The organism is Plantactinospora sp. CA-294935, assembly GCF_050936445.1.
GTDB lineage: Bacteria > Actinomycetota > Actinomycetes > Mycobacteriales > Micromonosporaceae > Plantactinospora.
In genome coordinates this window covers 3,289,023-3,304,477 of the sequence record NZ_JBNJMU010000001.1, presented here as the reverse complement: position 1 = coordinate 3,304,477, position 15,455 = coordinate 3,289,023, and the positions used below count along the sequence as shown (strand labels likewise).

Annotated in this window: 12 protein-coding genes; 7 read left to right on the top strand and 5 right to left on the bottom strand. The window is 73.0% G+C overall.

The window, feature by feature from the left end:
* The first annotated feature begins 165 nt into the window (after window positions 1–165).
* Window positions 166–963, top strand: a complete 798-nt coding sequence (locus ACQEVC_RS14770; RefSeq protein ID WP_432877345.1) for a TetR/AcrR family transcriptional regulator — start codon at window positions 166–168, stop codon at window positions 961–963.
* Window positions 964–1,373: 410 nt separating this feature from the next.
* Here ACQEVC_RS14770 and ACQEVC_RS14765 read toward each other — a convergent pair whose 3' ends face one another.
* Window positions 1,374–2,429, bottom strand: a complete 1,056-nt coding sequence (locus ACQEVC_RS14765) for a S66 family peptidase (RefSeq protein WP_432877343.1) — start codon at window positions 2,427–2,429, stop codon at window positions 1,374–1,376.
* 152 nt (window positions 2,430–2,581) lie between these two features.
* On the opposite strand from ACQEVC_RS14765, the gene ppc reads away from it, so the two are divergent.
* Window positions 2,582–5,368 (top strand): phosphoenolpyruvate carboxylase, encoded by a 2,787-nt coding sequence (gene ppc / locus ACQEVC_RS14760; RefSeq protein ID WP_432877341.1) that lies wholly within the window; start codon window positions 2,582–2,584, stop codon window positions 5,366–5,368.
* 425 nt (window positions 5,369–5,793) lie between these two features.
* Window positions 5,794–6,435: an N-acetylmuramoyl-L-alanine amidase gene (locus ACQEVC_RS14755; protein ID WP_432877338.1), complete on the top strand. Its 642-nt coding sequence runs from the start codon at window positions 5,794–5,796 to the stop codon at window positions 6,433–6,435.
* 156 nt (window positions 6,436–6,591) lie between these two features.
* Here ACQEVC_RS14755 and ACQEVC_RS14750 read toward each other — a convergent pair whose 3' ends face one another.
* Genes ACQEVC_RS14750 through ACQEVC_RS14735 form a run of 4 tightly spaced genes read right to left on the bottom strand, consistent with a single transcriptional unit; the run spans window position 6,592 to window position 10,089 of the window.
* Window positions 6,592–7,302: an ABC transporter permease gene (locus tag ACQEVC_RS14750; RefSeq protein WP_318395814.1), complete on the bottom strand. Its 711-nt coding sequence runs from the start codon at window positions 7,300–7,302 to the stop codon at window positions 6,592–6,594.
* A 5-nt stretch (window positions 7,303–7,307) separates the two neighbouring features.
* Complete coding sequence (locus ACQEVC_RS14745; protein ID WP_432877334.1) at window positions 7,308–8,219, bottom strand: ABC transporter ATP-binding protein; 912 nt, start codon at window positions 8,217–8,219, stop codon at window positions 7,308–7,310.
* Entirely contained in the window at window positions 8,216–9,100 is an 885-nt protein-coding gene (locus ACQEVC_RS14740) for an ABC transporter permease (protein ID WP_432877331.1), read from the bottom strand. The genes ACQEVC_RS14745 and ACQEVC_RS14740 overlap by 4 nt, the downstream gene beginning before the upstream one ends.
* Window positions 9,097–10,089: an ABC transporter ATP-binding protein gene (locus ACQEVC_RS14735; RefSeq protein WP_432877328.1), complete on the bottom strand. Its 993-nt coding sequence runs from the start codon at window positions 10,087–10,089 to the stop codon at window positions 9,097–9,099. The genes ACQEVC_RS14740 and ACQEVC_RS14735 overlap by 4 nt, the downstream gene beginning before the upstream one ends.
* 165 nt (window positions 10,090–10,254) lie before the next feature.
* Between ACQEVC_RS14735 and ACQEVC_RS14730 the strand changes: the two genes are divergently transcribed.
* The 4 genes from ACQEVC_RS14730 (at window position 10,255) to ACQEVC_RS14715 (ending at window position 15,437) form a co-directional block, all read left to right on the top strand.
* Window positions 10,255–10,845 carry a DM13 domain-containing protein gene (locus ACQEVC_RS14730; protein ID WP_432877326.1) on the top strand — a complete coding sequence of 197 codons (591 nt, stop codon included), beginning with the start codon at window positions 10,255–10,257 and terminating at the stop codon, window positions 10,843–10,845.
* A gap of 126 nt (window positions 10,846–10,971) precedes the next feature.
* Window positions 10,972–12,501 carry an adenylyl-sulfate kinase gene (gene cysC / locus ACQEVC_RS14725; RefSeq protein WP_432877324.1) on the top strand — a complete coding sequence of 510 codons (1,530 nt, stop codon included), beginning with the start codon at window positions 10,972–10,974 and terminating at the stop codon, window positions 12,499–12,501.
* A 135-nt stretch (window positions 12,502–12,636) separates the two neighbouring features.
* A complete protein-coding gene (locus tag ACQEVC_RS14720; protein WP_432877321.1) occupies window positions 12,637–14,658 on the top strand; it encodes a beta-galactosidase in 2,022 nt (673 codons plus the stop codon).
* A complete protein-coding gene (locus tag ACQEVC_RS14715; protein ID WP_432877319.1) occupies window positions 14,658–15,437 on the top strand; it encodes a DeoR/GlpR family DNA-binding transcription regulator in 780 nt (259 codons plus the stop codon). The genes ACQEVC_RS14720 and ACQEVC_RS14715 overlap by 1 nt, the downstream gene beginning before the upstream one ends.
* Window positions 15,438–15,455: the final 18 nt, after the last annotated feature.

Below are 15,455 nucleotides of genomic sequence, written 5' to 3'. Positions count from 1 at the left end.
CCGGGAGGCCCCTCCTCGACGCCGTCGTCAAGCCTATCCCCTGAGCCCGACAAACCCCGTGCCGCGGCCGGTACCCGAGCCGGTCGCCGGCCGACATGGCGGCCGGCCATTCACGTATCGGATACGGGAAGTAACATTCGGGCCGTACCCGAGAGGAGGCGGACGATGCCGGTGGAGCGCAGCGGCGGCGGGGATCCCGACCGCACCCTGGCGTTGCTCTGGACCGCCCAGCCGTCGCCCGGCCCTCCGGGAGCTGCCGGCAAGCCCGCTCGGGGCCGCCCTCCCCGGTTGACGGTGCGGCAGATCCGGCAGGGCGCGATCGCCTTCGCCGACCGGGAGGGCCTGGCCACCATGTCGATGGCCCGGGTCGCCGAGGAACTCGGCGTCGGCACGATGTCGCTCTACACGTACGTCCCGGGCAAGGCCGAGTTGATCGACCTGATGGTCGACGGGGTGATGGCCGAACGCGACCTTCCCGGCCCGGACGAGGTACGCCGGCCGGGCTGGCGGGCCCGGATCGAGCTGTACGCCGAGCGGACCCGGGCGATGTACCTGCGCCACCCGTGGCTCCGCGAGGTCTCCACCGTCCGCCCACCGCTCGGGCCGGGACTGCTCGCCCAGCAGGAGTACCTGCTGGCGGCCCTGACCGACCTCGACCTGCCGGCTCGACAGGTGGCCGCCGCCGTGAACGCGATCGTCACCTTCGTCGACGCCGCCGCCCGGCAGCAGGCCGAGACCGACCAACTCGATCGGACCACCGGGCAGTCGACCGACGAGTGGTGGTCGGACCGGGACTCGTTCTGGGCGGAGCACTTCGACGTCGAGCGCTACCCGGCGATGAACCGCACCTGGGAGGCCGGCGGCTTCGTCGACACCCCCGAGGCGATGGCCGACGCCTACCAGTTCGGGCTGCGCCTACTGCTCGACGGCATCCAGCGCACCGTCGAATCCGGCGGCCGCTGACCGGGCCGCCGCTGCCACCGCTGACCGGGCCGCCGCTGCCACCGCTGACCGGGCCGCCGCTGCCGCCGCTGACCGGGCGGCTCGGTCCGGTCGACCCGGACGCGGGTGGCACCGGGGATCCGCCGGGGGTGAAGCGGCCGACGAGTGCGTGGCCAGCCGGGCCGGCATACTCCCCCGCGCGCACTGTCGAGCTGGGTGCACAGACGGGGCAGTCAGCAGCTCCGCTACATCCAGCTCCGCTGCATCGGCGGCGGGAGCACAGGTCTTCATCCGGCGATGGGAGCGCAAGCGGGGCAGCTCGACAGTCGACGCGCGGAGGTGGTGCCGCCAGGTTCGGCGGTCCGGTTGGTCCGTCCGCTCGCCCATCGCGGCGTCCGGCTGCGGCCCGGTAGCCATCGGCCGACAGCCGGTCAGTAGCGGACGCTGATCCGCTTCGCCGCCGCGTCGAGGCGGACCTCGCCGCCGTACGGGACGACGAGCTGCGGGTCGGTGTGCCCGATCTCCAGGTCGAAGACGAGTACCGCGTCGGGGGCGTACTCGGCGCAGGCCCGGCGTACGGCGGCCCGCTGGGCGTCGGCGTAGGCCCGCTTCTGCTCCGGGGTGTGCCGGCGGGCGAGATCCCAGGCCTTCGCCCTGCCCACCAGTACGGCGGGAAAGCCGCCGAGCAGCCCGCGCTCGCCCATGTCCCGCAGGATCCGGTACACCTCGACGTCCGGGGGCAGCTCCTCGGAGGTCTCGATCAGCAGCACGCAGCCGGCGTACGCCCGGTTCGGGCCGATCCGGCCGGCCCGGAGCAGCCAGGAGAGCACCTCCAGGTTGCCGCCCCAGATCCGCCCCTCGACCAGCCGCTCCGGGCCGTACCAGCGCCGGCCGGAGGCCGGGAACATCGTCGGGGCCCGGTCCAGCCCGGCCGGGTCACGCCAGTCACCGGACTCGTCGGTGTACTCGGCGACCTCGGGAAGCTCGTGCCAGCCACCGCCGAACAGCGCCGTACGCAGCGATTCCACCGTCACCGGATGGGCCGCGCCGCCCCGGCCGAGGTGCACCATCACCGAACCGCCGTGGTAGGCGACCACGCCCAGGTCGAAGAGGTGGGCCAGCAGATTGGTGTTGTCGGAGTAGCCGAAGAACGGCTTCGGGTTGGCCCGGAGCACCGCGTCGTCCAGGTGCGGGACGACGGTGATCTGGTCCTCGCCGCCGATGGTGGCCAGCACCGCCGTGATCGACGGGTCCGCGAAGGCGGCGGTGAGGTCCCGGGCCCGGTCCCGGGGGTCGGCGTCCAGGGCCCGGGTGGTCGGATACTCGGCCGGGACCAGGTCGAACTCGGCGCGCAGCCGGCGCAGGCCCAGCTCGTACACCTCGGGGAAGAGCCCCGGCAGGCCGGCGGAGGGCGAGACCACCGCGACCCGGTCCCCCGGGCGGGGCTTCGGCGGGTAGTGCGGCGTCGGACCGGACGGCTCGGACATGCCGACAGGCTAGTCGCGGGGCAGCGCGCGGGCCGGGAGGTGAGCAAGCTAACGATCACGGCACAAGCCTCGTTAGCGTTCCGGGACCGGCCGCCGATAACATCCACGGTGTCGGACAACGCTGTCCTCCGTACTCGATCAAGGAGCGCACGGTGACCGACCAGCATGATCACGACGGGCCCGACGCCGCACTGCGGGCCGACATCCGCCGGCTCGGCAAGCTCCTCGGCCAGACGCTGGCCCGCCAGGAGGGCCCACCCCTGCTCGACCTGGTCGAGGAGGTCCGCGCGCTGGTCCGGCACGACGCGGAGGCCGCCGCCCAGCGGCTCGGCGCGATGGACGTGACCACCGGCACCAAGCTGGCCCGGGCCTTCTCCACCTACTTCCACCTGGCCAACATCACCGAGCAGGTGCACCGGTCCCGGGACCTGCGCCGGCAGCGGGCCGCGCACGGCGGCTGGCTCGACCAGGCCGCCCGGCTGATCCGGGAGCGCGGCGTGCCACCCGAGGAGATCGCCTCGGCCGCCCGCCGGCTCTCCGTCCGGCCGGTCTTCACCGCCCACCCCACCGAGGCGGCCCGCCGGTCGATCCTCTCCAAGCTGCGCGCCGTCGCCGACGAACTCGACGCCGAGGCCGCCGCCGCGATCCTCTACGGGGCCAGCGACGAGGGCCCGGCCAGCCGCCGCCTCGCCGAACTGCTCGACCTGCTCTGGCAGACCGACGAGCTGCGGCTCGACCGGCCGGACCCGACCGACGAGGCCCGCAACGCCATCTACTACCTCCGTGACCTCTACGCCGAGGCGGCGCCGCAGGTGCTCGACGACCTGGCCGACACGTTGCGTGGACTGGGTGTGGAAACCGCGCCGACCGCCCGGCCGCTGACCTTCGGCACCTGGATCGGCGGCGACCGGGACGGCAACCCGTTCGTCACCCCGCAGGTCACCCGGGACGTGCTGCTGATCCAGCACGAGCACGGCATCCAGGCGACCGAGGCGGCGATGGAGGCGCTGATCAACGAGATCTCGGTCTCCCGCCGGCTGCGCGGGGTCAGCCTCGACCTCTCGGCCAGCCTCGCCAAGGACCTGGACGCGCTCCCCGAGGTGGCCCCCCGGTTCCGCCGGGTCAACGCCGAGGAGCCGTACCGGCTCAAGGCCCGGTGCGTCCGGGCCAAGCTGGCCAACACCCGGCGCCGGCTCAACCAGGGCACCCCGCACGTGCCGGGGCGGGACTACCGGGGCTCCGCCGACCTGCTCGCCGACCTGGAGCTGATGCGCGCCTCGCTGGCCCGCAACTCCGGCCAGCTCACCGCCGTCGGCCGACTCGCCTCGGCGATCCGCACCGTCGCCGCGTTCGGGCCGCACCTGGCGACGATGGACATCCGGGAGCACGCCGAGGCGCACCACGTGGTGCTCTCCCAGTTCTACACCCAGGTCGGCGAGGTGCCGGACTACGCGTCGCTGAGCCGGACCGAGCGGACCAAGCTGCTCGCCGAGGAACTGGCCGGTCGCCGCCCGCTCTCCACCATGGACACTCCGTTGACCGAGGCGGCCCGGAAGACCTTCGACGTCTTCGGCACCGTCCGCGAGGTGCAGGAACGGTTCGGCGTCGAGGTCATCGAGTCGTACATCATCTCGATGACGCTCGGCGTGGACGACGTACTCGCCGCCGTGGTGCTGGCCCGGGAGGCCGGGCTGGTCGACGTGCACACCGGCCGGGCCCGGATCGGCTTCGTGCCGCTGCTGGAGACCCCGGCCGAGCTGGACGCCGGAGGCGAACTCCTCGACGAGATGCTGTCGCTGCCGGCGTACCGGGCGATCGTGGCGGCCCGGGGCGACGTGCAGGAGGTGATGCTCGGCTACTCCGACTCCAACAAGGAGGCCGGGATCACCACCTCGCAGTGGTCCATCCACCGGGCCCAGCGCGCGCTGCGGGACGTGGCCGCCCGGCACAACGTACGGCTGCGGCTCTTCCACGGCCGGGGCGGTACGGTCGGCCGGGGCGGCGGCCCCACCCACGAGGCGATCCTCGCCCAGCCGTACGGCACGCTGGACGGCGAGATCAAGGTGACCGAGCAGGGTGAGGTCATCTCCGACAAGTACACCCTGCCCTCGCTGGCCCGGGAGAACCTGGAGCTGACCCTGGCGGCGGTGTTGCAGAGCACGCTGCTGCACACCACGCCCCGGCAGCCCGCCGAGGCGCTGGACCGCTGGGACGCCACCATGGACGTGGTCTCCGGTGCCGCCTACCGGCGTTACCGGTCGCTGGTGGAGAATCCAGACCTGCCGGCGTACTTCTGGGCCTCCACCCCGACCGAGCTGCTCGGCGCGCTCAACATCGGCTCCCGGCCGGCGAAGCGGCCGAACACCGGCGCGGGGCTGGCCGGGCTGCGCGCCATCCCGTGGGTCTTCGGCTGGACCCAGACCCGGCAGATCGTCCCCGGCTGGTTCGGCGTCGGGTCGGGGCTGGCCGCCGCCCGCGAGGCCGGGATGGCCGACATCCTGTCCGAGATGCACCGGGCCTGGCACTTCTTCGGCACGTTCCTGTCGAACGTCGAGATGATGCTGAGCAAGACCGACCTGGACATCGCCCGCCGGTACGTCGAGACCCTGGTCCCGGAGCCGCTGCACCCGATCTTCCACATGATCGAGGCGGAGTACGAGCTGACCAAGCAGGAGGTGCTGGCCATCACCGCCTCCCCCGCGCTGCTGGAGAACTCCCCCGTGCTGCAACGCACCCTCGCCGTCCGGGACACCTACCTGGAGCCGCTGCACCACCTCCAGGTGGCGCTGCTGCGGCAGTACCGCGACTCGGGCGCCGCCGGCCGGGCCGTGGCCACCGCTCCGGGCGGCCGGCGCGCTCCCGGCGACGGTACGGCGCTGGAACGGGCCCTGCTCACCACCGTCAACGGCATCGCCGCCGGCATGCGCAACACCGGCTGAGCCGCCGGTACGGCCGGCGCGTCGACCGGGCCGGCGAGTTCACGGCCGGCGGAGCCGACGCGGGCCCGCGAGTTTCCCGGCCGGCGCGTCGACGCGGGCGAAAATCGGCTGAGCCGATGACCGAGCAGGGGTAGCCCGAGCCGGGGGCGGGGACCGCAGCCGCGGCGGTTCCGGCCCCCGGGAGCGGAATCGGGCGTACCGTCCCGGGCCCGGCGTACGGCCCCGAGGAACGGGTCTTGACATCGAAGCGACTTGATGTCGAAAATTTACGTCATCGCGTCGGCCAGTGAAAATTATCGGCCCCTCGCCCACCGGTGAGGCGGCCGTGGCGTTTCTCCCCGGACGCGCGACCAGACGGCAACCCCCACCCGTCTCCACCACCCGAGGTTCGGCGTCGTCCACCCCCTCACCCCCGGGAGGAACCCATGTCCGGCACACCCCTCATGCGCAGACGCACCCTGTTGGCCGCGGTCGCCGGGATCGCGGCCGCGCCGCTGCTCGCCAGCCCCGCCCAGGCCGCACCGCCGAAGATCTACCTCGACCCGGGACACGGCGGCACCGATGCCGGCGCGGTGGGCAACGGCCTCCAGGAGAAGGCCCTGACCCTCGACATCGCGCTGCGCACCCGCACCGTCCTACAGAGCAACTGGGACGTCTCGATCCGGATGTCCCGCACCACAGACATCACCCGCAGCCTGAGCTACCGCAGCAGCGACGCCAACTCCTGGGGCGCCAACATCTTCGTGAGCATCCACATCAACGCCGGTGGCGGCACCGGCTTCGAAAGCTACGTCTATCCCAGTGCCGGCGCCGCGACCCTGCGCCTGCAGGACGAGGTGCACGCGGCCGTGCTGAGCAACGCCCGCACCGTCGGCTCGGTCACGGATCGCGGCCAGAAGACGGCGAACTTCCAGGTTCTCCGGGAAACCGCGATGTCGGCGGTACTCACCGAGAACCTCTTCATCGACCGGGCCGCCGACGCCGCCCTCCTCGCCCGCGCGGACTTCCGGCAGGCGCTCGCCGTCGGGCACGCCCGGGGAATCGCCCGGTTCTTCGGCCTCGCCTGATCGGGCAGCCGTGGGGCGTCGGTCGGGCGCCGCCGGACACCGGTCTCGCCGAGGCGAGGCGGCGGGAACCCGCGCACGCGGCGGTGCATCCACATGGCGGTGCACCACCGCGACCGGTGCCAGCGGGCCCGAACCGGCCCCACGGCTCCTCGTCGGTCAGCTCGTCTCGCCGGCCACGCTGAACGTGCGCAGCCGGCGGATCGCCAGCAGGGTGAAGCCGACCGTGAAGACCGCGCTCATCACGATCGCCACCGGCAGCGACACCGACCCGTCCAGCAGCGCCGTCGGCGCGATCCGGTCGGTCAGGGTCACCACGTAGTGCTGCACCGACAGCACCCGGGTACCGCTGACGATGTTGGTGAGCAGGCCCTCCCAGATCAGCACGTAGACCAGGCCGAGCAGCACCGGACGCCGGGTCAGCAGGCTCAGGGCCAGGAAGAACGCCGAGTACACCAAGGCGCCGACCGCGCTCGCGGCAGCCAGCCCGAGCCCGAAGCGTACGGACTCGACCAGCACCCCGGCGACGTAGAGCGGTACGGCGACGGTCAGCGCGCTGACCCCGGCCGCCACGGCCAGCTTCGGCAGCACGATCTGCCACCGGGGCAGCGGCTTGGTCAGGATGTGCAGCAGCGTGCCGTCGTCGATCTCGGAGCCGAGCACCGCCGTGCCGACGATCAGCGCGGTCACCGGCAGCACCACGCCCAGCCCCAGCCCGTAGACGACCGGCTGACCCCACTCGGTCGGGGCGATGCCGGTCGCCCGGGCCAGCACCGCCAGCCCGACCAGCAGCACCGGCAGCGGGAAGAGCAGCAAAAACCGACGCCGGCCGAGCAGCCCGCGTGCGGTGATCCAGGTAACAGTCGTCATGGGGGTCACGCCTCCACCAGGTAGGAGAACACGCTCTCCAGGGATTCGTCCGAGGGCAGCAGCCGGCGTACCCGGATGCCGGAGGCCAGCGCGATCTTCGGCAGGGCCCGGGTGAAACTGCCGTAGTCGCCGGCCCGGACGGTCAGCCCGTCCCGGGTGACGTCCACGCCGTTCACCGAGGGCTGGCCGATCAGCTCGACGGCAAGTCGCCGGTCGTCGCTGGACTGCACCGCGAAGACGTGCGGCCGGTTGGTCATCAGCCGCCGGATGGTCCGGAAGTCGCCGGAGGCGGCCAGCCGGCCCGAGACGATCACCTGGACGGTGCCGGAGACCTGCTCGACCTCCTCCAGGATGTGCGAGCTGAACAGGATCGTCCGGCCCTGCTCACCGAGCGAGTGCAGCAGCTCCATCATGTGCAGCCGCTGCCTCGGGTCCATCCCGTTGAACGGCTCGTCCAGGAGCAGCACCTGCGGGTCGTGCACCAGCGCGGCGGCGACCCGGGCCCGCTGGCGCATGCCCTTGGAGTACGTGCCGATCCGGCGGTCCTGCGCGTCGGTCAGCTCGACCAGCTCGATCGCCCGCCGGGCCGCCGCCTCCGGCTCGGGCAGCCGGTGCAACCGGGCACTGGCCACCGCGAACTCGTACGCGCTGAGGAAGTCGTAGACCGACTCGCGCTCGGTGACCAGGCCGAGTTGCCGGTAGACCGCCGGATTGCCCCAGGTGGGTTCGCCGTCGAGGGTCACCGTGCCCTTCGAGGGGGCCAGGAAGCCGGCCATCATGTGCAGCACGGTGGTCTTGCCGGCGCCGTTCGGCCCGAGCAGGCCGGTCACCCCGGCACCGAGGCTCATCGACACGTCGTTGACGGCCACCACGTTGCCGTACCAGCGGGACACCCCGGCCAGTTCCACGTTACTCATTTGGCGGCGACCTTCCGGTAGCGGGCGAGCAGCAGCAGGATCCCGGCGACGACGAACCCGACGGCCACCAGGCCGTAGAGCGGGCCGTACGAGCCGATGTCGAGGTCACCGCTCGCCTCGAAGGCCCAGTCCCCGATCCCGCCGACCAGGGTGACCGGGCTGGCCAGCCCGGCGAGCTGGTTCGCCGCCTCGTACGGCATCACCGACAGCACCCCGACCACGGGAGTGGTCAGCAGGAACGCGCCGACGATCGCCCCGGCCGCGACGGCCCGGCGCCGGACCAGGGAGGCGACCAGCAGCGCCAGCACGGAGTAGACGATCGCGTGTACGGCGACGTAGCCGAGCGCCGGCAGGAAGTCACCGAGTTCGTCCCAGACCGCCCCGATGCCGTCGACCATGAACGCGGCACCGGCGAACATCACCGTCAGCGGTACCCCGATGGTCAGGAACGTCGCCGAGACCAGCGCGGCCAGCTTGACCACCGCGTAGTCCGAGCGGTGCAGCGGGCGGGCGAAGTAGAGCGGCAGCACCCCGCTGTGCAGGTCCCGGGAGGCGAGTTCCGGCGCGACGATGGCGCAGAAGAAGATGATCAGCACACTGAGCGTCTCGGGGAACTCGGCGTAGCTCAGCGGCGCCGTGCCGGTCTGGGCCCGGACCGCGACCAGCACCGCGGCGACCACCCCGACCACCCCGACGATCAGCCAGGGGAAGATCTTGGCCTTGATGGTGCGCCCGAGCCCGAAGGCGGTACGCAGGCTGTGTAGGTAGAGCGCGCCGACCAGGTGCCGCCGGCCGAGCCGGGGACCGTCGTACCGCTGGTAGCCGATGTCGTGGATGACCCCGGCCGGTCGCTCGGTCTGCGGGGCGTCGAGGGTGGTCATCTGGTGCCCTCCAGGGCCGTGCCGGTGGCGACCGGCTCGGAAACCCGGGCCGGATCGGTGGCGAAGAGTTCGACGACCCGGTGCCGCCGCTGGTCGAGCCGGTGCAGCGGCAGGTCCAGCTCGGCCACCGCGGTCAGGATCAGGTCGTACGTGCTGTCGAGTGCCGAGTCCCGAGCCTGCGCGCCGGCCGCCTCCGTCGCGACCAGCGGTACCAGCAGCATCCGGCCGTCCCGCCGGACCGGCAGGCCGGCGGCGGCCAGCCGGGCGGCCAACTCGTCGGTGCCCTCGCTCACCTCGACCGAGAGCACCTCGGTCACCGCGGTCATGTCGGAAAGCTGTGCCGACCGGAGCAGCCGGCCGCCCTCGATCGCGACCAGCGCGTCGCAGATCCGTTCGACCTCGCCGAGCAGGTGCGAGCAGACCAGCACCGAGATGCCGAACTCGGTGCCGATCCGCTCGATCAGGGCGAGCATGGCGTCCCGGCCGGCCGGGTCCAGCCCGTTGGTCGGCTCGTCGAGCAGCAGCAGGTCCGGGTCGTGCACCAGCGCCTGGGCCAGCTTGACCCGCTGTTTCATGCCGGTGGAGTAGCCGCCGACCTGGCGGTAGCGCTCCTCGTAGAGCCCGACGTGCCGCAGCGTCTCGGAGGCCCGCTCCCGGGCGGTCGTCTTGGGCAGCCCGCTCATCCGTCCCATGTGCGTGACGAACTCCGCGGCCGACAGGTCCGGCGGCAGGCAGTCGTGCTCCGGCATGTAGCCGACCCGGGCCCGGACCTGGTGCCCGTCCACCATCGGATCGAGGCCGAGCACCCGGGCCTGTCCGCCGGTCGGCTCCAGCAGGCCGAGCATGATCTTGATAAAGGTCGACTTGCCCGCACCGTTGGCTCCGACCAGACCGACGATGCCCGGCTCGACGGTGACCGTCAGGTCGGACAACGCGGTCACCCGATTGCCGTACGTCTTGGTCAGCGACTGGGTCGCGATCAGTGTCACGCTGCCAAGGGTAGGGCCGACGGCACATCCCGGAGGTCAGGAAACCACCCTGGAAGTACCCCCGAATCGGCGGGCGCCGGCGACCGGCTCCCCTAGGGGCCGGGGTAAGACTTTCGTAACGGGTACGGGGCCGTCCGGCCGCCCGTGACCGGGTTGACTGGCGACATGTCACGTCGCCTGCTCCGCTCCCCGCTGGCCTGGCCGGTCGCCGCCGTACTCGTCGTCGCCGCGGCCTTCGGCGGCTACTGGTTCCAGCCGTGGAAGATCGTCGTCGACCGGAACGTCGCCGAGCAGCTCACCGAGCCGGCGCCGCAACCGCCGGCCGGCACCCCGGCACCCGGAACCGGCTCCACGGGGCCGTCGACCCCGCCGGCCGCGACCGCTGCCGGTACCACCCGGCCGGTACTGGTCAGCAGCGGCGGGTTCGTCACCCACGAGCACCGGACCAGTGGAACGGCCCGGATCGTCCGGGACCCGGCCGGCGGTCACCGCCTGGAACTGGTGGACCTCGACACCTCCAACGGCCCTGACCTGCGGGTCTGGCTCACCGACCAGCCCGTACGGGAGGGTACGGCCGGCTGGCACGTCTTCGACGACGGCCGCTGGGTCGAACTGGGCCGGCTGAAGGGGAACCGGGGCGACCAGGGGTACGCCATCCCGGCCGGCACCGACCTCGACCGGCTGCGTAGCGTCTCGATCTGGTGCCGGCGCTTCGCGGTCTCCTTCGGCGCCGCCGAACTCCGCCCGGTTGGGTAACCTCCTGGTGGCCACCGACCGAACACGGCGCTACCGATCCAGGCGTCCAAACGGGAGTGGCGGTCTCGACCGATCGGCGGCCGGCTGAGAAACTGTGTGCCGGCCGGCCGGGTAGTTGGGGGTGCGATGAGCAACGGGTGGGTGCTGCCCGATGAGTTGCTGCGTGACGCTCCGGCGTACACGCCGCGCCCGTATGAGCTGGCCGACCTGGAGTTGCTGCTCTCCGGAGCGTACGCACCACTCACCGGATTCATGGGCCGGGCCGACCTGGCCTCGGTGGCCCGGCGCGGCCGGCTCGCCGACGGCTCCTCCTGGCCGGTACCGGTGACCCTCCAGGTCCCGGCGGACCTGGTCAGCGGCATCGACCTGAACAATCCGGTCGAGCGCGGCCTGGTCCTCACCGATCCGGAGGGGGCGCCGACCGCGCTGCTGGAGGTCGCCGACCTCTGGCCCACCACCCAGGGCTGGTGCGGCGTCGGCGGTCCGGTGCGCCGGATCGGCGACGGCGGCCACGGCCCGTTCCAGCGGCTCCGCCGAACCCCGGCCGAGGTCCGGGAGCTGCTGCCACCGGGCCGGGTGCTCGGGGTGATCGCCGACCGGCCGCTGCACCGGCCCCAGCTCGCGCAGATCGCCCACGCGGTCCGGACGCTCGCCGCCCACCTGCTCATCCTGATCCCGGTCGCCAACACCAGCCCGGACGGGCTGCCGCCGGAGGTGCTGGTCCGGAGCATCTTCGGGGCCCGGGACCGGATGCCCCCGGCCACCATCATCGCGGTGCCGGTCGCCCGGCGCGGCGACGAGATCTGGGATGCGCTGCTCCGGGCCCGGGTGGCCCGGGCCTACGGGGTGACCCACGTCCTCTCCACCACCGAGATGCTCACCGGTGGCGGGCTGCGCATGCTGGTCCCCCGCGAGCTGGCCTACGACAACCGGGACGGCCAGTGGCGGTGGCGGGACGACATCCCGCCGCGCAACCGGCGGCTGCCGCTCGGCCAGGAGGAGATCGAGGACCTGCTCGACCGGGGCTTCCCGCTGCCGGAGTGGCACACTCCGCCGACGGTCGCCAAGGAGCTGACCCGGGCCCGGCCGCCCCGCCGGCACCGGGGTCTGGTGGTCTTCTTCACCGGGCTCTCCGGCTCGGGCAAGTCGACCATCGCCCGGGGATTGGCCGACGCGCTGCGGGAGAGCGGGGACCGCACGGTCACCCTGCTCGACGGTGACGTGGTCCGCCGGGAACTCTCCGCCGGGCTGGGCTTCAGCCGGGCCGACCGGGACCTGAACGTACGCCGGATCGGCTGGGTCGCCGCCGAGGTCGCCCGGCACCGGGGTCTCGCCATCTGCTGCCCGATCGCCCCGTACGCCCGGGCCCGGGCGATCGCCCGGGAGATGGCCCGGTCGGCCGGGGCCGGTTTCGTGCTGGTGCACGTCGCCACCCCGCTGGCGGTCTGCGAGCAGCGCGACCGCAAGGGCCTGTACGCGCGGGCCCGGGCCGGCCAGCTCACCGGGATGACCGGCATCGACGACCCGTACGAGGAGCCGACCGACGCCGACCTGGTGCTCGACACCACCGACCTGACGGTGGAGGAGTGTGTGCACCTGCTGCTCGCACACCTGACCGAGACCGGCTGGGTCGAGTCCCGCCTGCAACCCGCCTGACCCGCCGAGCCCCGTTCCGCCGAGCCGGGAACGCCGCGGCGCCGCATCGCACTCTTACCTGACCGCCGGCTGGGCGCTAGTGTTCGTATCTGTTGGATTACGTGCGAGCGCGTTGGGGGCGGTGTGGGCGGTCTGGTGTCGAACGTCGAGGGCCTGAGCTACGGCGGGGACTACAACCCGGAGCAGTGGCCCGAGGAGGTCTGGCCGCAGGACGTGGCGCTGATGCGCCAGGCCGGGGTCACCCTGGTCACCGTCGGCGTCTTCGCCTGGGCCTGGCTCGAACCGGCCCCCGGCCGGTACGACTTTGACCGGCTGGACCGGATCATGGACCTGCTGCACGCCGGGGGGATCAAGGTCTGCCTGGCCACCGCCACCGCCTCGCCACCGCCCTGGTTCTCCCACGCCCACCCCGACACCCTGCCGGTGGACGCGGACGGGCGGCGGCTGACGTACGGCAGCCGGCAGGCGATCTGCGCCAGCTCACCGGTCTACCGCCAGGCCGCCCTGGCGCTGACCGAGCAGCTCGGCCGGCGCTACGCCAACCACCCGGCGCTGGCCGTCTGGCACGTGCACAACGAGTACGCCTGCCACAACGCGCACTGCTACTGCGACACCTCGGCCGAGGCGTTCCGCGGCTGGCTGCGGCACCGGTACGGCGACCTCGACGGTCTCAACGCGGCCTGGGGCACGGCGTTCTGGTCGCAGACCTACACCGACTGGGCGCAGGTGCAGCCGCCCCGGGCCACCCCGACCTCGTCCAACCCCGCCCAGGTGCTGGACTTCAAGCGGTTCAGCTCGGACGAGCACCTGGCCTGCTTCACCGCCGAACGCGACGCACTGCACCGGCTCTCCCCCGGAATCCCGGTGACCACCAACCTGATGACGGCGAGCTGCGTCAACCTGGACTACTGGGCCTGGGGCCGGGAGCTGACCGGCCCGGACCGGCTGCTCTCCAACGACCACTACCTGCTCGGCGAGCATCCGCTCGAACCGCCGGCCCAGATCGCCTTCGCCGCCGACCTGAGCCGGTCGCTGGCCGGCGGCCCGTGGCTGCTGATGGAGCACTCCACCAGCGCGGTCAACTGGCAGCCGCGCAACCTGGCCAAGCCGGCCGGGCAGCTCGGCCAGGACGCGCTGGCACACGTCGCCCGGGGCTCCGAGGGGGCGCTCTTCTTCCAGTGGCGGGCCAGCCGGGCCGGCTCGGAGAAGTGGCACTCGGCGATGCTGCCGCACGCCGGCACCGACTCGAAGATCTGGCGCGAGGTGGTCCAGCTCGGCCGGCACCTGCGGGCACTGGCCGAAATCGAGGGCTCCCGCACCGAGGCCGAGGTCGCGGTGCTGCTCGACTACTCATCCGTCTGGGCCCAGGAGGCGGCCAACCAGCCGAGCACCGACATGCTGGCCTTCGACGAGATCCGCCGCTGGCACAGCGCACTCTGGCGGACCGGGATCACCGCCGACCTGGCCCCGCCCGGCGCCGACCTGACCGGCTACAAGCTGGTGCTCGCCCCCGCGCTCTACCTGGTCGACGACGCCGCGATCGACAACCTGACCGGGTACGTCCGCTCCGGCGGCACCCTGGTGGTCGGCCCGTACAGCGGGCTGGTGGACGAGTGCGACCGGGTCCGCCCGGCCCCGCTGCCGGGCGCCTTCGCCGAGTTGCTCGGCATCCGGGTCGAGGAGTTCTACCCGCTCCCCGCCGCCGGCACCGTCCGGCTCGACGACGGCACGTCGGCGGCGGTCTGGACCGAGGCGCTGGCCGCACCCGACGCCGAGGTGCTGGTCAGGTACGACAACGGGCCGGTCGCCGGCGGCCCGGCGATCACCCGGCGGACCGGGGACGGCGGAGCGGCCTGGTATCTCGGCACCCGGCTGGAGCAGGCCGCGCTGGGCCGGCTGCTGGCCCGGGTCGCCGGCGAGGCCGGTGCCGCTCCGGCCGGGCCGGCCGTGCCCGGGGTGGAGCAGATCCGCCGGCGGCACCCGGACGGGCGGTCGTACCTCTTCCTGCTCAACCGCTCCGACCGGCCGGCGGAGGTCGACGCGGCCGGTACCGACCTGCTGACCGGCACCCGGTGGGCCGGGCCGACCCGGGTCGAGCCGCACGGCGTCGCGGTACTGGCGCAGCGCCCGGAACCGGAACCGAGCGGGACAGCCTGATGCTGGCCCAGCAGCGCCAGGAGGCGATCCTCGACCGGGTCCGCACCGCCGGCGGGGTCCGGGTGACCGAGCTGGCCGGCGAGTTCGGCGTCTCCGACATGACCATCCGGCGCGACCTGGAGGCGCTGGCCGAACGCGGCCTGCTGGCCAAGGTGCACGGCGGGGCGACCACCGCCCGGCCCGGCTCGACCGACGAGCCGGGCTTCGCGGTCAAGTCGGTGCGGCAGCGGGCCGAGAAGGCCGCGATCGCGGCCGAGGCCGCCCGCCTGGTCACCCCCGGGATGGCGGTCGCGCTCTCCGCGGGTACGACCACCGCCGAGCTCGCCCGCCGGCTGGCCGGGGTACCGGCGCTGACCGTGGTCACCAACTCGATCCCGGTCGCCGAGATCCTGCACCGGTCCGGCCGGCCGGACCAGACGGTGGTGCTCACCGGCGGGATACGCACCCCGTCCGACGCGCTGGTCGGGCCGGTGGCGGTGGCCACCATCCGCTCGCTCCACCTGGATCTGGTCTTCCTCGGGGTGCACGGGATGAGCGAGCGGGCCGGGTTCACCACCCCGAACCTGCTGGAGGCGGAGACCAACCGGGCGCTGCTGGCCGCGGCGGACCGGCTGGTGGTGCTCGCCGACTCCACCAAGTGGGCGACGGTCGGCATCTCGTCCTTCGCCGGACTGGCCGAGGCACACACCGTGGTCTCCGACACCGGCCTGCCCGAACCGGCCCGGGAAATCCTCCGGGCGCACGTACCGGATCTACTGTTCTGTGAGGTAACACCGTGAGGCTGCTCTGTGGGGTAA